The 18,081-nt window shown below is 73.5% G+C and carries 16 protein-coding genes; 12 read left to right on the plus strand and 4 right to left on the minus strand.

Going from position 1 to position 18,081, the window contains the following annotated elements; translation table 11 throughout:
* Positions 1 to 29: 29 nt before the first annotated feature.
* From ACZ6X9_RS09110 to ACZ6X9_RS09120, 3 genes are read left to right on the plus strand one after another with little or no spacing between them, the layout of a single operon-like run.
* Positions 30 to 1,727: a SagB/ThcOx family dehydrogenase gene (locus ACZ6X9_RS09110; RefSeq protein WP_469777287.1), complete on the plus strand. Its 1,698-nt coding sequence runs from the start codon at positions 30 to 32 to the stop codon at positions 1,725 to 1,727.
* Complete coding sequence (locus ACZ6X9_RS09115) at positions 1,724 to 3,271, plus strand: SagB family peptide dehydrogenase (RefSeq protein WP_469777288.1); 1,548 nt, start codon at positions 1,724 to 1,726, stop codon at positions 3,269 to 3,271. The genes ACZ6X9_RS09110 and ACZ6X9_RS09115 overlap by 4 nt, the downstream gene beginning before the upstream one ends.
* Positions 3,272 to 3,306: 35 nt before the next feature.
* A complete protein-coding gene (locus ACZ6X9_RS09120) occupies positions 3,307 to 4,509 on the plus strand; it encodes an NAD(P)/FAD-dependent oxidoreductase (protein WP_469777289.1) in 1,203 nt (400 codons plus the stop codon).
* An 82-nt stretch (positions 4,510 to 4,591) separates the two neighbouring features.
* Here ACZ6X9_RS09120 and ACZ6X9_RS09125 read toward each other — a convergent pair whose 3' ends face one another.
* On the minus strand, positions 4,592 to 5,248 hold the full coding sequence (locus ACZ6X9_RS09125; protein WP_469777290.1) for a LuxR C-terminal-related transcriptional regulator: 657 nt from the start codon (positions 5,246 to 5,248) through the stop codon (positions 4,592 to 4,594).
* A 329-nt stretch (positions 5,249 to 5,577) separates the two neighbouring features.
* Between ACZ6X9_RS09125 and ACZ6X9_RS09130 the strand changes: the two genes are divergently transcribed.
* Together ACZ6X9_RS09130 and ACZ6X9_RS09135 are read left to right on the plus strand one after the other, a co-directional pair.
* Positions 5,578 to 6,816 carry a cytochrome P450 family protein gene (locus ACZ6X9_RS09130; protein WP_469777291.1) on the plus strand — a complete coding sequence of 413 codons (1,239 nt, stop codon included), beginning with the start codon at positions 5,578 to 5,580 and terminating at the stop codon, positions 6,814 to 6,816.
* A 110-nt stretch (positions 6,817 to 6,926) separates the two neighbouring features.
* Positions 6,927 to 8,078 (plus strand): methyltransferase, encoded by a 1,152-nt coding sequence (locus ACZ6X9_RS09135; protein ID WP_469777292.1) that lies wholly within the window; start codon positions 6,927 to 6,929, stop codon positions 8,076 to 8,078.
* 159 nt (positions 8,079 to 8,237) lie between these two features.
* Here ACZ6X9_RS09135 and ACZ6X9_RS09140 read toward each other — a convergent pair whose 3' ends face one another.
* The gene (locus ACZ6X9_RS09140; RefSeq protein ID WP_469777293.1) at positions 8,238 to 8,654 is read right to left on the minus strand and encodes a hypothetical protein; all 417 of its coding nucleotides are present in this window, start codon (positions 8,652 to 8,654) and stop codon (positions 8,238 to 8,240) included.
* 668 nt (positions 8,655 to 9,322) lie between these two features.
* Here ACZ6X9_RS09140 and ACZ6X9_RS09145 point away from each other — a divergent pair.
* The 6 genes from ACZ6X9_RS09145 to ACZ6X9_RS09170 all read left to right on the plus strand — a co-directional run bounded on the left by ACZ6X9_RS09145 (position 9,323) and on the right by ACZ6X9_RS09170 (position 15,758).
* Positions 9,323 to 10,282 (plus strand): acyl-ACP desaturase, encoded by a 960-nt coding sequence (locus tag ACZ6X9_RS09145; RefSeq protein ID WP_469777294.1) that lies wholly within the window; start codon positions 9,323 to 9,325, stop codon positions 10,280 to 10,282.
* Positions 10,279 to 10,626, plus strand: coding sequence for an acyl carrier protein (locus ACZ6X9_RS09150; RefSeq protein ID WP_469777295.1), 348 nt, complete (start codon positions 10,279 to 10,281; stop codon positions 10,624 to 10,626). Before ACZ6X9_RS09145 ends, ACZ6X9_RS09150 begins: the two co-directional genes overlap by 4 nt.
* A complete protein-coding gene (locus ACZ6X9_RS09155) occupies positions 10,616 to 11,839 on the plus strand; it encodes a beta-ketoacyl-[acyl-carrier-protein] synthase family protein (protein WP_469777296.1) in 1,224 nt (407 codons plus the stop codon). The genes ACZ6X9_RS09150 and ACZ6X9_RS09155 overlap by 11 nt, the downstream gene beginning before the upstream one ends.
* A 47-nt stretch (positions 11,840 to 11,886) precedes the next feature.
* A complete protein-coding gene (locus ACZ6X9_RS09160; protein ID WP_469777297.1) occupies positions 11,887 to 14,046 on the plus strand; it encodes an MMPL family transporter in 2,160 nt (719 codons plus the stop codon).
* A 4-nt stretch (positions 14,047 to 14,050) separates the two neighbouring features.
* Complete coding sequence (locus ACZ6X9_RS09165) at positions 14,051 to 15,160, plus strand: type III polyketide synthase (RefSeq protein ID WP_469777298.1); 1,110 nt, start codon at positions 14,051 to 14,053, stop codon at positions 15,158 to 15,160.
* Positions 15,161 to 15,230: 70 nt separating this feature from the next.
* Positions 15,231 to 15,758 carry an isoprenylcysteine carboxyl methyltransferase family protein gene (locus ACZ6X9_RS09170; RefSeq protein WP_469777663.1) on the plus strand — a complete coding sequence of 176 codons (528 nt, stop codon included), beginning with the start codon at positions 15,231 to 15,233 and terminating at the stop codon, positions 15,756 to 15,758.
* A 232-nt stretch (positions 15,759 to 15,990) separates the two neighbouring features.
* On the opposite strand, the gene ACZ6X9_RS09175 is transcribed toward ACZ6X9_RS09170, so the two are convergent.
* Together ACZ6X9_RS09175 and ACZ6X9_RS09180 are read right to left on the minus strand one after the other, a co-directional pair.
* On the minus strand, positions 15,991 to 16,665 hold the full coding sequence (locus ACZ6X9_RS09175) for a cutinase family protein (RefSeq protein WP_469777299.1): 675 nt from the start codon (positions 16,663 to 16,665) through the stop codon (positions 15,991 to 15,993).
* Positions 16,666 to 16,840: 175 nt separating this feature from the next.
* A complete protein-coding gene (locus ACZ6X9_RS09180; protein WP_469777300.1) occupies positions 16,841 to 17,017 on the minus strand; it encodes a hypothetical protein in 177 nt (58 codons plus the stop codon).
* A 191-nt stretch (positions 17,018 to 17,208) separates the two neighbouring features.
* Between ACZ6X9_RS09180 and ACZ6X9_RS09185 the strand changes: the two genes are divergently transcribed.
* Entirely contained in the window at positions 17,209 to 18,066 is an 858-nt protein-coding gene (locus ACZ6X9_RS09185; RefSeq protein ID WP_469777301.1) for a maleylpyruvate isomerase N-terminal domain-containing protein, read from the plus strand.
* The last annotated feature ends 15 nt before the right edge of the window (positions 18,067 to 18,081 follow it).

The following is an 18,081-nucleotide window of genomic DNA, read 5'->3' on the forward strand; positions in this document are numbered from 1 at the left end:
ACACCGCCGTGAGCCGTGAGGACCCGCCCGTGACAGCACCGCGGACGACCGCCGCGGCGCCCCGCGCCGGCGCGACGCCCGGAGAGCGGTACTGGTACCGGTCACTGCACGAGTACGCCGCCATGACGGCGCGGGCGCCCGGCGGCCAAGAGGGCTCGCCCGGGGAGCCGGAGCGGTTCCGGCGCTTCGGCGGCCTGCCCCGGTACCCGCTGCCCGCGCCGCCCCGGACGCTGGGCGGCGCGGGGTGGGTGCCCGGCGCGGACCGCGCGGCGGCCGGGGTGGCGGGACCGCTCCCGGTGACCGCGCCGTCCGCCGCCTTCCACTCGGCGCTGCTGCACTACACGTGCGGGGTGCTGCGCACGGAGTTCGGCCCGACGGCCCGCTGGCCGTACCACCGGGCCACCCCGTCCGCCCGCTGCTTCGCCCCCGTCGAGACGTACCTGTGGACGCCCGGCCACGACGGGCTGCCGGCCGGGGTGTACGCCTACGATCCCGCGCACCACGCGCTGGTGCTGCTGCGGGCCGGGGACTTCCGGGACGTCCTGGGCGCGGCGCTGGGCGCGGACGTCGACGACGCCGTGGGCGTCCTGCTGCTGTCCACGGTGTTCTGGCGGACGGCCTTCCGGTACGGCGACTACGCGTACCGGCTGTGCGCCCAGGAGACCGGGCTGGTGGCGGGGAACGCGCTGCTGGTCGCGGGCGCCCTGGGCGCGCGGGGACACCTGCACCACCAGTTCGCCGACGAGGCGCTGGAGCGGCTGGCGGGGGTGCGGCGGCCGGCCGAGAGCATGGCGGCGGTCCTGCCGCTGTACCCGGCGCGGCCCGGTCCGGTCCGGCCGGTCCGGCGGCGTTCCGCGGCCCGCGCCGGGGCGGACCCGGCCGCCGCGCTCCCCGCGGCGCCCGGCCGGCCCGCGCCCCCGGCCGGTGCCGTGGGGACGCTCACCGAGCTCCTTGCCGTGGACGCCGCCGCCCGGTACGCGGACCCGGGGGCCTTCGCGCGGCTGCCCGCCGGTTCGGCCGCCGGCGGCGAGGCCCGGCCGGCCGGACCGGCCGTCGGACCGCTTCCCGTGCCGGCCCCCGCCCCGGACCTGGCCGCTTGTCTGCGACGGCGCACCTCGGGCAGCCCCGCGTTCCGTCCGGCGCGGCGCCCGGTCCCGCCGGAGTCGCTGTTGCGGGCCGTCGGGCCGGTACTCGCGCCGTACGCGTCCGACGCGGTGCCGGACGGTTGTCCGCCGCCGGTCGTCGCGCACCTCTGGACGGCCGGGGCCGCCGGGCTCACGGCAGGGCTGCACCGGGTGACGCCGGACGGGGGCCTGCGCCACGTGGGGTCCGTCGCGGCCGCGGAGCTCGGGACGGAGGCGGCCAACGTCGACTACCGGACGGTCGCCGCCGTGGTGTTCCTCTCGGCACCGCGCCGGGAGGCCCAACGGGTGTTCGGCGACCGGGGGTTCAGGGTGCTGCACCAGGAGGCGGGCGTGGTCGCCCAGCGGCTGTGCGTCCTCAGCGCGGCCGAAGGGCTCGCCGCCCGGATCCACAACGGGTACGCGGCGGGGACGCTGTCCCGGGCGCTCGGCCTGCCGCCGGGGCACGAACCGCTGTTCCAGATCGCGCTCGGGATCCCGGGACCGGACGAGCGCTACCTGATGCCCGTCACCGGCCACCCGGACGCGCCCCCGGCCGGCGCGCCCGCCGTACCACCGCACCGGACCGAGGAGTCCTCCGTATGACCATCACGCACGCCGGCCGGGCCGGCGCGGCGGCCCTGCGCTTCCTGGACTCCGGCCACCGGCCGCCCGAGGCGCTGCCCGCCGCCGACCCGGAGCGGCTCCCCCCGGTCCACAAGCGCTACCCGGCGGCGGTCCCGTACGTGCTTCCCGTCGCCGGCGGCCCGGACTCCGGCGATCCGCTGCCGCGCCTGTCCTGGCTGCTGCGGCAGACCAACGGTCTGACGAGGATGCGCTGGATGAGCGGGATCATGCCGCTCGGCCTGAGCACCGGCGCGGAGGCGCCCCGGGACAGGCGGGTGCTGCTGTCCCCCGGGCGGGTGGCCGCGGCCGCCGGATCCCGCTACCCCGTCGAGCTCTACCTCGCCCACGGGGACCTGGCGGACGGCCTCCCGGCCGGTCTCGCCCACTACGACCCGGTGCACCACGTCCTGGAACGGCTGCGGGACGGCGACGGCCGGGCGCTTCTCACCGCCGCCCTCGGCGAACCCCCGTCGGCGGCCCCGGAGTTCGTCCTGCTGCTCAGCAGCGTGCTGTGGCGCAACGCCGCCAAGTACGGTCCGTTCGGCTACCGCCTGCAGAGCCTGGACGCCGGCGTGGTGGCGGCCCAGGCGGCGGCCGCCGCCGAGGCCGCCGGGCTGTCGGCCACGGTCCATCTGCGCTACGACGACGAGGCGTTGGACCGGGTGCTGGGCCTCGACCCGTTCACGGAGAGCGTGTTCGCGGTCGTGGCGCTGCACACGCCGGACGGGAGGACCGCACCGGGCGCGCCCGCGCGGTGGGACGACGGTGTGCCCGGCTCCGGGCCCGGGGCGGTGTCCATCGCCGGCGTGCCCGCCCTCGCGGAGGCGGCCGCGCTGCACGCGGCGGTCCGCGCCCCGGCGCCGGGGCCGTGGACGCCACCGCCGTGGACCCCGGATCCCGGCGCGCCCCGCCACGCGCTGCCCGCCGCGGCCCTGGACGCCGCCGACGGCTTCGCCCGCCGCCGGACCGTCTACGGCTTCCGGCCCGGTCCCGTCCCGGAGCGGACGCTCGCCGCACTGCTCGCGACGGCCGCCGCGGCCGTGCGCACGGACACGCCCGGCGGCCACGGCGTCCGTCTGGCCGGGGTGGTGCAGCGCGTCCCCGGGGTGGAGACGGGTGCCCACGTGTACGACCCCGCCGGGCACGCGCTGGTCCTGACCCGGGGCGCGGACGCCGTGCGCGCCCTGCTCGGCGCGGCCAAGAGCCCGATGCTGGCCGACGAGTGCCGGACCGCGACCGCGGTCCTCGTGCCGTGCGGCCCGCTGCGGGCCGGTGTCGAGGGCGCCGGCGACCGGTGGTACCGGACGCAGAACATCGCGGCGGGGGCGGCCGCCCAGCGGGTGGCGCTGGCTGCGGCCGCGGCGGGGCTGGAGAGCCATGTGCACTGCGACTTCGCCCCGGACGCCGTCCGGGCGGCCCTCGGCCTGCACTCGGCCCCTCTCGAGCCGCTGGTGGTGGTGACCGTGGGTCCCCGGTCCGCCGGCCGCGCGGACCCGCAGCTACCGCTGTGGGCGGACGCGTGAGCAACACATCGCACAACGGAAGGATGCGCCAGCCGATGGAGTCCTACGACGTGGTGGTCGTCGGTGCCCGCAGCGCGGGGGCCGCGACCGCGCTGCTCTTCGCCCGCGCCGGGCACCGGGTCCTGCTGCTGGACAGGGCGCGGTTCCCCAGCGACACCCTGTCCACCCAGCACATCCACCGGCCCGGGCTGCGGCTGCTGCGGCGGTGGGGGCTGCTGGACCGGCTCGCGGCCACCGGCTGCCCGCCGGTGCGCCGGATCTCGTACACCCTCGGGGACATCCGGCTGGAGGGGCCCGTACCGGTGGAGGAGGGCATCGACGCGGTGTTCGCGCCGCGCCGGTACGTCCTGGACAGCCTGCTGATCGACGCGGCGGTGGAGTCCGGGGCGGTGTTCCGCGAGGGGTGTGCCGTCACGGACGTCCTCACCGGGGACGGGCGGGTGACCGGGGTGCGGTACCGGACGCCGCAAGGGGGTACGGCCGGGGCACGGGCGCGGCTCGTGGTGGGCGCCGACGGCATGCGCTCGACCATGGCCGGGCTGTTCGGCGCCGCGGTGGAGCGCGAGGACGCGCCGCGCACCTGCGCGTACTACGGCTACTGGGCGGGGCTGCCCGCGGAGTTCGAGGTGTACGAGCGGACCGGGCGGCTGATCGGCGTGGTGGGCACGCACGACGGACTCACGCTGGTCGCCGCCTACTTCCCGCAGGCGGAGTTCCCGGCGGTGCGGCGGGACCCCGAGGCCGCCTACCTGGAGGCGCTGCGGACCACGGCCCCCGCCCTGGCGGAGCGGGCCGCGTCCGCCCGCCGGGTCGAGCGACTGCGCGGCACCGGCCACCAGCTCAACTTCTTCCGGCGGGTGCGGGGGCCGGGCTGGGTGCTGGTCGGGGACGCGGGCTGCCACAAGGACTCGATCACCGGGACGGGCATCAGCGACGCCTTCGAGCAGGCGGCACTGCTGGCGGACGCCTTCGCCGGCACGAGACCGGGTGACGGGCCGCCGGACGCCGGCCTGGGGGACGCGCGGGCGGTGGACGCGGCGCTGGAACGCTACGCTGCCGGGCACCGGCGGCTGATGGAGCCCCGTTACGGCACGGCCCTGGAGAGCGCGCTGCTCCATGTCACCGAGGAACGCCGGGAGTTCACTCGCTGGATCGCCGGGGATCCGGCGTCCGGGGCGGCGTTCCTGTCGGTGGCGGTGAGCCATGTGGACCCCGCGCTGCTCGCGCCGGCGGGGTGACGGTGGGATGACGATGGGGTGACGGTGGGGCCGGTGCCGGGTGCTCCCGGCGCCGGCCCCACCGCGCGCAACCACCGGCCGGTCAGGCCACGCAGGGTCTGACCAGCCCCGTCTCATAGGCGAGGATCACGGCCTGGGTGCGGTCGCGCAGGTTGAGCTTCTGGCACAGGTGGTAGAGGTGCGACTTCACCGTGGCCTCGCTGAGCGACAGCTTCTGGGCGATCACGTGGTTGGAGTGACCGTTCGCGACGAGCAGCAGGACGTCGCGCTCTCGGTTGGTGAGCAGGGCGAGGCGGGACGACGGGGGCGGAGCGACCTCCGGGGAGCGGCTCAGCAGCCGGTTGATGAGCTGGACGGCGGGCTGCGACTTCAGCACCATCGCCCCTCCGGCGATGTCGCGGATGGCCGCGGGGAGGGAGCCGGGGTCGCAGTTCTCCGGCAGCAGACCGCGGACCCCGCCGCGCAGGGCGGACAGCAGCTCGCTGTGCTCGGCTTTGCAGCTCAGCATCAGGACGCCCGGCGCGGTGCCGGGGGGCATCTCCCTGAGGACCTTCGCGATAGCAATGCCATCCATGGCCTCGGGGTCATGATTGACGAGGACGACGTCGGGCCGCAGGTCCCGCACGGCAGCGGCGACATCGCGTGTGTGAAGCGCCTCACCGGCCACCGCGATGTCCGGTTCCCGCTCCAGGACACTGATCAGCCCCGCTCGCATCAGATGGCGCGGATCACAGATCACGACCCTAATACAGCCGACCTCAAGTGTGTTCGTCACAGCGTGACCTACCCCCATGAACGCTTGAATCCCGTCACTTTCGCACGGGTGGCGAGGGCGACGTTGGTCTAAACCACTCGCTGGCTGAGACATTACCCAGCCCGGGGTGCCGGGGCCACTTTTCCTGACCTTGACTTTTTGGCCATGGCGTTGCATTGACAAACGGCTGAGAATTCTCCGCTCCTCCGCCCCTGGTCGTAGTCCGGATTCCGGCCCCCGGGCGGAGGACAACCGGCCGCCGCCGGTGCGAGGGTGACCGGGTCGGTCGCCGCCCAGGAACGAAGGGGACACAGGTGCAGACCCAGCCGGATTCCGGCCCACTGCTCGGCTTCAGCCCGTACCGGCTGCTGACCGAGCCCGAGACGGTGCACCGGATGATCCGCGGGGAGCCGCCGGTCCGCCACGTCCGGGAGGAGAACGGCTTCGCCTACTGGCTGGTCTCCGGGCACGCGGAGGCCCGACGGGCGCTCCGCGAACCGGGGCTCTCCAACGACCCGCGCCGCCTCGGCCACGCGGTGGACATGCGCGACGCCTACTCCCCCATGGCCAACAACGACCCACCGGACCACACCCGGCTGCGCCGGCTGGTCTCCCACGGCTTCACCCGGCGCCGGATCGCCGACCTCGCGCCACGGGCCGAGCGGCTCGTCGGCGAACTCCTCGACGCCGTCGCGCCCACGGGCCGCGCGGACGTCATCGCGGACCTCGCGTTCCCGCTGCCGGTGCTGGTCATATGCGAGTTGCTGGGCGTACCCACGCGGGACCGGGCCGCGTTCCACACCTGGGCGGCCCGCACGCTCTCCACCGCGGCGGGTCCCCGCACCCGCGAGGAACGCTCCCGCAGACTCCGCGCCTACTTCACCCGCCTCGTGGCCGCCAAACGCGCCGAAGCCGACCCGGACGTACCCGCCGACGAGCAGCCGGACCTGGTCAGCGCCCTCGTCGTGGCGCAGGAGCGAGGCGGCGGCCTCACGGACGACGAACTCATCGGACTCGCCGTGCTGTTGCTGGTCGCCGGGCACGAGACGACGACCAACCTCATCGGCAACGGCCTGCTGACCCTGCTGCGCCACCCCGGCCAGACGGAGACACTGCGCGCCGACCCGTCCCTGCTGCCGTCCGCGGTGGAGGAACTGCTGCGCCACGAGGGGTCGGCCGGCCAGTCCGCGCTCCGGGTCGCCGTGGAGGACGTCGTCATCGGCGGCACCCGGATCCCCAAGGGATCCGTCGTCAACATCGGGCTGTCCCTGGCCAACCGCGACCCGGCGGTCTTCGCGGACGCGGACACCCTGGACATCCGGCGGGCCCCCAACCCCCACCTGGCGTTCGGCCACGGCATCCACTTCTGCCTGGGCGCGCCCCTGGCCCGGATGCTCGCCACGACGGCGTTCGGCGCACTCCTGGCCCGGCTTCCCGGGCTGGCCCTGGCGGTCCCGGCCGAGCGGCTGCGGTGGCGGCAGATCAGCATCCTGTGCGGACTGACCGCGCTGCCGGTCACCTTCACCCCCGAGCCGGTCTCCCCCGCCTGCTGACCGATCCCCCACCCTGGACGATCCCCCACCCCTGAACGGCCCCCCCACCCACCCCTCAACGAGCCCCACCACCCCTGAACGATCCCCCGCACTCCCGGAACGAGAATCGCGTGACACCCACCGACCCCTGTACGGACCCCTGTACCGATCCCGCCGCGGCACCCGCCGCCCCGGGGGCCGACCCCATGGCGGTGGCCCATCTCTACCGCCTGGCCTTCGGTTTCGTCCCCGCCCAGCAGATCCACGCGGCGGCCCGGCTGAACCTGGCCGACCTGCTGGCGGGACGGACGCTGACCACCGCGCGGCTGGCGGAGCTGACGGGCACCGACGCCCCATCACTCCGCAGGCTGCTGCGCGGCCTGGCCTCGCTCGGCATCGTGGAGGAGACGGAACCCGGCTCCTTCCGGCTGGCCCCGGCGGGCGAGCCACTCCGTTCCGACGTGCCCGGCTCCGTCCGGCCGATGCTGCTGCCGTACTTCGACGAGGGCGTCTGGGCCTCCTGGGGCCGGTTCCTTCAGGCCGTGCGCACCGGACGGCCCTCGGTGGAGTCGGTCACCGGCGGCTCGGTGTTCGACCACTTCGCCGCCCGGCCGGAGCTCGGCGCCGAGTTCCACGCCGCGATGGCGGTCGGCGCCGCCGCGGAAGCCCGGGCCCTCGCGCACGCGTACGACTTCACGGGCGTCGGGACCGTCGTGGACGTGGGCGGCGGCTCCGGCACGCTGCTCGCCGGGGTACTGGCCCATCACCCGCGACTGCACGGCGTCCTGGTGGACACCCCGACCGGCGTCGCGGGCGCCCCGGACGCCCTCGCCGCGGCGGGCGTCGCGGACCGCTGCGAGGTGATGGCCCACGACTTCCTCACCTCCGTGCCCTCGGGCGGCGACCGCTACGTGATCAAAAGTGTGCTGCACGACTGGGACGACGACCGGTGCGTACGCCTCCTGCGCAACTGCCGCGACGCCATGGCCGAGGACGCCCGGGTGCTGATCGTGGAGCTCGTGGCCCCGCCGGTGGTGGACACCACCACCGACCCCTTCCTGGCGATCAGCGACCTCAACCTGATGGTCCTCACCCCGGGCCGGGAGCGCACGGCGGAGGAGTTCACGACCCTCCTGGCAGCCGCCGGGCTGGAGCCGGTGTCGTTCGGCGAGCCCCTGGGCTTCAGCGGCCACCGTGTCATCGAGGCCCGCCCCGCCCCCGCGGAACACCCGGCCGCGCCCACGTCCCCGGAAACGACTTCGGGAGCCCCCGCTCCCGAGTGACGCGCCCCACCGCTCACCGTGCTCGTCCGCCCGCTCCCGCGTGCCCCGCGGGGGCGGCCGGACGGCCCTCGGGTCCGACGTCCGCCCGTGCCGCTGCGTGAGCAAGGTGGGATCGGCTCGGTGACCCGACGAAGCACTACTGGGCCCGGCTGAACCGGATCAAGCGGCGGTGATGCCGGCGAGGGTGCTCTGCAAGCGGCGGATCGCGTCTTCGGCTTCCGTGTACTGCTGGTGGGCCGGCGGCACGGTGCCGAAGGTGGGGCCGTCTTCGGCGGGCATGGCGCGCCAGTGCAGGATGGGTGTGAGCGTGGTGGCGGCTGCGCCGAGGAACCAGGCCAGGCGGCCGTGCACGTGGGCCAGGGCGATGGCCACGGCGGCGAGTGCCTCCCGCAGGTGTTCCAGCCGGACGACCTCGGGCAAGGCCTGCTGAGCCTCCGGCGCACCCACGGCGGCACGCAGGTCGGCGGCAGCCTTCGCCGCGACGATATGGTCGGCGGGTGTGAGAACCCACACGTGATCACGGATCAGCCGTTCGGCTTCCTCCGTCAGGGCCTCGATCGCCACCCGCATGTCCATGCTCGTCACCCTACGGCCTGCGCCTGCCGATCAAAGAACCCGGTCGCCCGGACAAGTCCCAGGCCCACCGGCCGCCCGGTCGCCCGGCCGCCCGGCCGCCCGGGGCCACAATGCGCCATGCGCTGCCGGCCGCGCTCGCGGTACCTCTCACCGACGCCTGCCTCTCCTGACGCCATGCACGTCGGTGCGGGCACGCCCTCGGCGGCCTGGCGCGGCGGCCGGTGGGACGCGGTGACGGGCCAGTGGCCGACCAGTGAGCAAAATGGCCGGGTATCGAGCTCAGCCGGCAGGCCGGTGCCCGTGGTTCTCCTCCAAGCAAGGGGGCGCACAGGGCCGACGTGTACGACGGTCAGCGCCAGGCCTGCCGTTCCCGGTCGGGGCCGCCGGGGCCGGCCGACCTGTCCGCGCGCGTCGCGCCCACCGAGAGGCCGGATGAGGTCGCTACCTGACTGACGCCCAGTCACATAGGCACCGGGGCACGCCTGGTTCCCACCACAGCGCCGACTCCCTCGCACGAAAGCCACCGGCCCTCCGGACTACCTCGCCCCTCCCCGCCTGTCAGACAAACCGCTCATCTTCCCTCGATCGCGTGGATCACCGTGGCCTCTCTCGCGGAGGCGCGTTCACCAGTAGGTACACGCGATCGATCGAGACAGCAGAGGTGAAGGGTGTCCCCTGGCACGGCGGAAAGCGTCCTGCGGGAGTTGGAGCCATCTGTCGAGCGGTTGCTGAATCAGCATCTGGCGGTCGCCCGTGACTGGTTGCCCCACCAGTACGTGCCGTGGAGTGCGGCGAGGGACTTCGACGGGCCGCTGGACGGCTCGGGCTGGGATCCGGGGCAGTCGGCGCTGCCGCATGCGGTCCAGGACGCCCTGGTCATCAATCTGCTGACCGAGGACAACCTGCCCAGCTACCACTTCGAGATCGCCTCGCGGCTCGGCCGTGACGGTGCCTGGGGCACGTGGGTCCACCGGTGGACGGCGGAAGAGGACAGGCACTCATCCGTCCTGCGCGCCTACCTCCACGCCCGGCGGGGCGTGGACCCTGTCGCCCTCGAGGACCTGCGGATGCGGCACGTGGGCAACGGATACCGCAACGACCTGCCGACTCCGCTGCACCTCCTGGCCTACGTCACGGTGCAGGAACTGGCGACCCGGCAGGCGCACCGCAACACCGGCGCGGCGTGCGGGGACCACGTCGGTGAGGCGCTCATGGCCAGGATCTCGGCCGACGAGAACCTGCACATGCTCTTCTACCGGGGCCTGTACGAGGACGCGATCCGGGCGTTCCCCGACGACGCCCTCGTCGCCCTCGCCGACGTGATCCGCGGCTTCCGGATGCCCGGCACCGAGATCCCCGGCTTCCGGGCGCGCGCCGCGCGCGTGGCCGCGGCGGGCATCTTCAACCTGGACGTCCATCTCGAGTACGTGCTCCAGCCGCTGGTGCGGGCGCTCGGCGTTATGACCGCGACCGGGCTGGGGCCGACCGGGCGGGAGGCCCAGGAACACATCGGCCGGCACATGGAACGGCTCAAGGCACAGGCATCCCGCGCGCGTGACATCTACGCCCGCCTCAACGCATGCAGGGCGTCCGGCCCGGCAACGGAAGAACAGGAGATCCCGGCATGACGCAGTCCCCGGACCAGGCGGAGCAGTCGGACCAGGCGGAGCAGTCGGACCGGGCGGAGCAGTCGGACCGGGCGGAGCAGTCGGACCGGGCGGAGCAGCCGGCGCTCCCCGAGAACCTGCTGGCCTTGCTGACCGACCACCTGGGCGTGCACGCGCACCCCGAGAACCTCTCCGCCGGTGTGACGTTCGAAAGCCTCGGCATGGATTCGCTGTCTCTGATGGAACTCGTGGTCGCGGCGGAGGAGAAGTTCGCCGTCGTCCTGCCCGAGGACGCACTGGACCTCGCTCCCTCCTCCACCCTCGCCGAGGCGGCTCGCGCCTTCCGGAACGCGCGTGCGGTCTGAGGTAGCCGTCACCGGCCTCGGCCTGGTGACCCCCGCGGGGCACACGATGTCGGCGAACTGGGAGGCCCTGTGCCGGGGCCGTTCACTCGCCGCGACCGACCCCGAACTGGCGGGCCTTCCCGTCGACTTCTCCTGTCAGGTCCGCGACCTGGACGTCGACGGGGAGCTCGGCCGGCTCCGTGCCCGCCGAACGGACCGTTTCATCCAGTTCGCCCTGATCGCCGCACGGCGGGCCGTCGTCGACGCCGGGCTCGAACCGTCGTCCTGGCGGGGAGAGCGTGTCGGAGTGATTCTCGGCGTCGGGTCGAACAGCCTGAGTTCCTACGTCAACGAGTTCAGCCGTCTCGGCGCCGGAAAGCCGGAGCGTGTCTCGCCGCTCGCCCTGCCGCGCAGCGTACCCAACATGGCCGCGAGCGAGGTCGCGATCGATCTCGGTGTGCACGGCCCCAGCTTCACCACCTCCAGTGCCTGCGCCTCGGGCGCGACCGCCATCGGGGTCGCACGCGACCTGCTGCGCTCGGGGACCTGCGACATCGTCCTCGCGGGCGGCAGTGAGTCGGCCCGCTCCCGTATGGCGACGACGTGCTTCACCCGGATGCGGGCCCTGTCCCGGCGGCGCGAGCAGCCGGCTCTCGCCTGTCGTCCGTTCGACGCCGAGCGGGACGGAATGGTCCTGGGCGAGGGCGCCGCCGTTCTCGTCCTGGAGCGGCCCGCCACCGCGCGCGCCCGTCGGGCACGGGTCCTCGCCCTGCTGCGCGGCTACGGTGCCGGATCCGACGCGTACCATCCCGTGGCTCCCCACCCCGGAGGGGAAGGGGCGGCCCGGGCCATCTCCGCCGCCCTGGCGGACGCGGGGTGCGGCCCCCGGGACATCGGGCTGGTCAACGCGCACGGCACCGCCACCGCCCTCAGCGACGCCTCCGAGGCAGCGGCCTTCACGCGTGTCTTCGGAGCCGACGCACCACCGGTGACCGCGTCCAAAGGCGTCATCGGCCACACCCTCGGGGCGGCCGGAGCCGTCCAGGCGGCCTACACGGTCCTCGCGCTGCGGCACGGAGCCGTCCCGCCGGTGGCGAACTTCGCGCACCAGGACGGGGACCACAAGCTCGACATCGTGGCCGGGCACCCTCGCGCGACGGCCGCGGAGGCCGGAATCAGTTGCTCCTTCGGATTCGGCGGCCAGAACGCGGTCCTGCTCTTCACGGCTCCCTGAGCGGATCCGACGACGGTACGGGCCCGGCGGGCGGGAGGGATACACGGGTGGACGCGGTACGGCGGCGGGCGTGGCTCGTAGTGGTGTGCGCCGTGCTCGCCGCGGTGTGCGCCTGGGCACTGGCCCCGGTCGCACTTTCGGCACTGGGCACAGGCGGCGCCGTCGCCACGGGAACCGAGGCCGGGCGAGCCCGGCGGCAGGCCGAGCGGCTGGGCGTGCCCTCGCCCGATCTGCTGCTCACCGTGGACCGGCCCGGCGAGGGAGGCGGGACGGGGACGGTCCGGGAAGACGCCGGGGCCGTGGTGAAGACCCTCTCCCGGCATCCGGACGTACGGGCGGTGTGGTCCGCCGGGACGACCGGCGACACCTGGCTGCGGTCGAAGGACGGCCGGTCCCTGCTCATCGGCGTACGCCTGAGGGGGACGGACAAGGAACGCAAGACCGCGGCCCCCGATGTCGTGGCCGCCGCACGGTCCGCCGCTCCGGGGGTCCGCGTGGAGCCGAGCGGTGAGGTCTGGACCAACCGGGAGATCGACGAGACGATCGAACACGACCTGCGCCGGGCCGAGTTGATCGCGGCGCCGGTGCTCTTCCTCCTCCTGGTCCTCGCCTATGGATCGGTCGTCGCCGCCTTGCTGCCGGTCCTCGTGGCCGTGACGGCCGTCGGCTGCACGCTTCCGGTCCTGGGGGTGCTGGCCCAGTGGACCGATGTGTCACGGGTCGCGGTGAGCGCCGCCTCCGCCGTCGGGCTCGGCATGGCCGTCGACTACAGCCTCTTCCTGCTGGCCCGGGTGCGCGAGGAGATGGCCCGGGGCGTGGACCGGGAAACGGCGCTGACCGCCGCTCTCCGCTCCAGCGGCCGTTCGGTCGCCTTCTCCGCGGCCGCCGTCACCACCTGTCTGGCCACCGCCATGGTGGTTCCCGTTCCTCTGCTGCGCGGACTCTCCCTGGCGGGGATGGTCGTCACCGTGCTGTCCGCGCTCGTCGCCCTGCTGGTGCTGCCGTCTTGTCTTCGGCTGCTCGGCCCGCGCGTCGAGGCGTGGGATCCGCTGGCACGGTGGCGGCGTACGGACACCGGGGACGACAGCCGCTTCTGGCGGAGGACGGCACGCGCGGTCACCGCGCGGCCTGTCCTCGCCGGCGGCCTCGCGGTCCTTGCCCTGGTCTTGATGGCGGTCCCGTTCACCCACGCCAGGCTGGGCCTTGTGGACGAGCGCACCCTGCCCCCGTCCGCGTCGGCGGCCTCCGCCGCCGCCCGCGTGGGCCACGAGTTCGCCGTCCCGCCCGAGCGCGTCCTGTCCGTGGTGGTGACCGGCCCCCGGGCGCGGGACGCCGCGCCGGCCTACGCCGCACGCCTCAACGGTCTTCCGGGCGTGGCGGGCGTACGCGTGGAACGCACCGTCCGGTCCGCCTCGGCGGGGCGGGGGGAGGCCGCCGTGCTGTTGGTCGCCTCCGCCGCGCCACCCGGCACGTCCGAGGCGGAGGCGCTGGTGCGGAGGGTGCGGGAGGAACCCGCGCCGGGAGCCGTGGCGGTCGGCGGACGGGCCGCGGAGATCGCGGACAGCTCGACCGCGGTACGCGGCGCCCTGCCGACGTGCGGGCTGCTCCTGGCGGTGGGACTCATGGTGCTCCTCGGGCTGTTCACCCGCTCCCCCGTCGCCCCCCTCAAGGCCGTGGCCGTGGCGGCCGTCAGCCTCGGGGCCGGCCTGGGGGCGATGGTCCTCCTCTTCCAGGACGGCCACGGCCGTGCCGTGCTCGGCGATTTCACCGCACCGGGTGCGCTGGACGCCTCCACGCTGCTGTTCGTCCTCTTCATCACGCTCGCCCTGTCGGTGGACTACGAGGTCTTCCTGCTCGGCCGCATCCGCGAGGAGTACGAACGCAGCCATGACAACCGCGGCTCGATCGTCGACGGCATCGCGCGCACGGGCCGGCTGATGACCTCGGCAGCCGCGGCCGTGGCGGTCTCGACCGCCGCCATGGGCATGTCCCATGTCGCGCTCCTCAAGCTCATCGGCATCGGTATCGCTCTCGGTGCCCTCGTGGACGCCGTCCTGGTACGCGGTGTCCTGGTCCCCGCTGTCATGGCGGCTCTGGGACCGGCCAACTGGTGGACGCCCCAGGGCAGTCGGATCGCACGGCGATGGATCACACGGCGGACGGCCGTACGCGGGATGACCGCACACGCGAAGGAAGGAGAAGGCTGAGTCAATGAGTCGGTTCACGGAGGGCTTCGCCTGGGGGCCGGACGAACCCTTGCCCAGGGTGACCGCGATCGAGACGGCCGTACCACCCCATCGGTACCGCCAGGAGGACATCATGGCCGCCCTGGCGCGCACCACACTGATGGAATCCCAAACAGGGATCCTGATGCTGCACAAGATCCAGGCCAACGCCGGGGTGGCCACACGGCACTTCGCCCTGCCGCTGGAGCGGCTCATCGAGCTCGACGACTTCACCGAGAACAACCGCTTGTGGCACGAGACCGCCCTGGAACTCGGGGAACGCGCGCTCATGGAGGCCCTGCGGGCGGCAGGGGTGGAGCCGGGCGAGGTCGACGCGGTGATCAGCACCACCGTGACGGGCCTCGCCGTGCCTTCGCTGGAAGCCCGTCTGGCCCACCGGGTGGGCCTGCGCCCGGACGTCACACGCATTCCCCTGTTCGGGTACGGCTGCGCCGGAGGAGCCGCCGGACTCGCCCGGCTGAACGACTACCTCCGGGCCCACCCGGACCATGTGGCCGTCCTCCTGGCGGTGGAACTGTGCTCGCTGGCGTACCAGATGCAGGACACCTCGATGGCGAACATCGTCGCCGGCAGCCTCTTCGGGGACGGTGCGGCCGCGGTCGTGGCCTTCGGCGGACTCCGGGGCGCCGAAGCCGCGGCGGCGGGCCCTCAACTCGTGGATTCCCGCAGCCGGCTGGTCCCCGACAGCGAGGAAGTGCTTGGCTGGGACATCGGATCCCACGGCTTCAGGATCCTGCTCGCCCCCGAGGTGCCCACGCTCACCGAGGAGCATCTGCCCAAGGCCGTCCATGACTTCCTCGGCACCTACGATCTGCTGCCGGGCCAGGTCGGAAGCTGGATCGTCCACGGTGGCGGCCCCAAGGTCCTCACCGCCGTGGAGAGGTCCTTCGGTCTGCCGCCCGCGGCTCTGGAGCCCACACGCCGGTCCCTGTCGGAACGGGGCAACCTCTCGTCCGTCTCCGTCCTGGACGTCCTGCACACGACGATGCGGACGCCTCCACCGCCCGGTACGCCGGGACTGGTCGCCGCCATGGGTCCGGGGTTCGCCATCGAACTCGCCCTGATCCGCTGGTGAACCGCGACTGCCCCGCCCCCTCCCGACGCAAGGAATCGAAAGGATCGAAAGGAATGGCATCGTGACGGACCTGGGATCGGGCCGGCTCCCCGCCGGGTTGCTGGCACTCATCGCCGTGATCACCGTGGAGCGCGGCATCGAACTGCTCGTGGCACAGCGGAACGCGCGCTGGGCCGCCGCCAACGGCGGGGTGGAGTACGGCCGCCGGCACTATCCGGCCATGGTCGTCCTCCACGTCGGCCTGCTCGTCGGCATCCTGGTCGAGGTCGCGGCGGCCCACCGGCAGTTCGTACCGGCGATCGGCTGGCCGGCCCTGGCCGCCACCTCCCTGGTCCAGGTGGCCCGGTGGTGGTGCGTGCGGTCGCTCGGCCCACGCTGGAACACGCGCGTGATCGTCGTCCCGGGCATGCCCCTGGAGACCCGCGGCCCCTACCGCTGGCTCCGGCACCCGAACTACGTCATCGTCGTGACCGAGGGCCTGGCCCTGCCTCTGGTCTACAACGCCTGGCTGACCGCCCTCCTCTTCACCACCGCCAACGCAGTGCTGCTGGCCGTACGGCTGCGGGTGGAGAACAGGGCGCTGGCGCTCGCGTCCTAGGCCGCGCAGTCGGTCGCGATCAAGGGTTGCTGGGGTCCAAGGCGTGTCCGACGGGTCGAGTTCCGGGCCTGCCATGCGTCACCATCGATTTCGTCGCGGCAACGCGTGCACCGTCCGCCACGTGACACACCGGCGCTGCCCCGGTCCTCCGCCGGAAGACGGTCCGGGTACCGCCACGTCATCGCCATGGCGGTACCTCGGTCACGCACCCGCTCGACGGGCCTTCCTGTGGTTACCAGGGATACCAGGCGCCGTTGTACCACTGCTCGTTGGCGTCGTCGTTGTGGTGATCCATGTTGAAGTCCGGCCAGTAGTTTTCGTTGTGGTTCTTCGGGTAGGTCCCGATGCCGGCGGACTCGTCGCAGATGTAGTCCCAGTAGCAGATCGACTTGACCGGTACGTTGCCGAAGTTCCGGTCAGTGCCTGCGAGCGGGAAGCCGACGACGGGGCCCCACGGCGAGGTGCTTCCGTTGGTGCCGGGCCCGCCCTGACGCTTGGGGTCCGCGAGGAGAATCGCGTTGACGTTGCCGCCGAACGTCCGCCAGTTCTCGCTGATCCAGACGTGCACCACCGCGGCGCCCAGGGAGTACCCGCCCATCTTGACGTGCTGTCCCGGGCACGCGGCACGCTGTTCTCGGACCAGCCGGTTCAGCTCGTTGACGCCCGACCGGACGCCCAGGCCGGTGGGGATGTCACTCATGTACCCCACGTGCTGCTGGATGTTGCCGGAGAAACGGTCGTTGTCCCACCTGCTCCACGTGCCCCCGACAACGATCGTGTACGTGCCCTCGCACGGAGCCGTTGTCGCCCGTGCTGTCGCCGCTTGCGCCGTGGAACCCTGCGCCAGTGAAAGCCCGGAAGTCAGCAGAAGAGCGGCTAACGCGGCCGCGATTCTTCCTCTTCGCATTCGATTCTCCCGATGTAGTGGGCCTACGCGTCTGCCGTCCGATGCGGTGCACGGTCGGCCGGCCGAGTTCACCGGACGACAGTGGCAGTGGCCGATGAAATCCCTGTGAAACCCGTGGTGCCCCACCGGACTCACGTCAGGGGGCGGGCCGCCGGCCGGTGCCCACGGCAACCAGTCACCGCTGAAGCACGAGCCGGTAGCGGCCGTTGAGCGGGCGGTCGGCAGCCCCGGCCGTGATCTCGATACGGCCGTCGGCGTTGGTGCCGGACCCGGACCCGGACGCGCCGGGGCCGAAACCCTCCCATGCCGACCAGAGGCGGCCCTCTATCAGTTCCGGCCGGTGGACGGCCACGTGAACGCCGTGCCGTGGCGCTACTACAACCAACGCGGCGGAGGTCTTCTGCGCCTACCGCGACAAGGCGCTCAAGGGCCCACTAAGCGGGAACCGACCGAGGGCCGGAGGCGGAGGGCGACGCGACGCCTTCCGCCTCCGGATACCCGGCGGTAGGGTGCGGGGCCGTCCGCTGTCGGAGGGAGCGCCGCATGGGAGCCGTGGGCAGCTTCGATCCCGTTACGGAGCACGAGAAGACCCGCGCCGCGCTGCGTGCCGCCATCCCACGCCTGGCCCTTCTGCTCCGCAGCGTTCTCGACATGGACGTGCCCTCCGGGGTGCCGGTGTGGACGGTGGGTGATGTCGGCGCGCATGTCTGCGCGGTGTACCTGGCGTACTGCTCCGCGTTCACCGATGAGTTCGAGGACTGGGCCAGTGTCCTGCCGCCGGGCGACGTCCCCTTCATCGAGCGGATCACGGCCGTGAACGCCAAGTCGATCGGCCTTTTCGGCAGGGACGAACGTCAGCACCTCGGCGAGTTCGTCGCCGAGCGCGGTGAGACGTTCCTGCGGGCCACCGAGGGGCTCCCACCGTGCACCCCGGTCGCGACCCCCTGGTACGGGGGCCAGGTCGCCCTGACCCTGGCGACGGCGACCGGGCTGATACTCAGCGAGAGCCTCGTCCACGGCCTCGACATCGCCCGGGGCGCCCGGCTCCCGTGGAGGATCGGACCGGAGGAAGCGCGCCTGGTACTCGGTCAGTCGATGCCGACGATGATGCCCCTGGCCGTGAACAAGGTGAAGGCGCATGGCGTCAGCGTGGCGTTCGATCTCGCGGTCAAAGGCGGTCCGCGGCTCGCGGTCGTCGTCGACGGCGGGACGGTGACGGTGACCCGTGACGCGCCACCGCGCTCCTACGATTGCCGGATCACGGCGGCGCCGACCGCGTTCTTGCTCGTCTGCTTCCGGCGCACGCCGGTGTGGAAGGAGATCATGCGCGGACGACTGCGGGCCGGCGGCCGCAAGCCGTGGCTCGCCCCGCGCCTGAGCGAGCTCATCGCCAGCCCCTGAACCGGCCCTGGGTGC

The sequence above is a fragment of the Streptomyces sp. NPDC052910 genome (assembly GCF_055585605.1).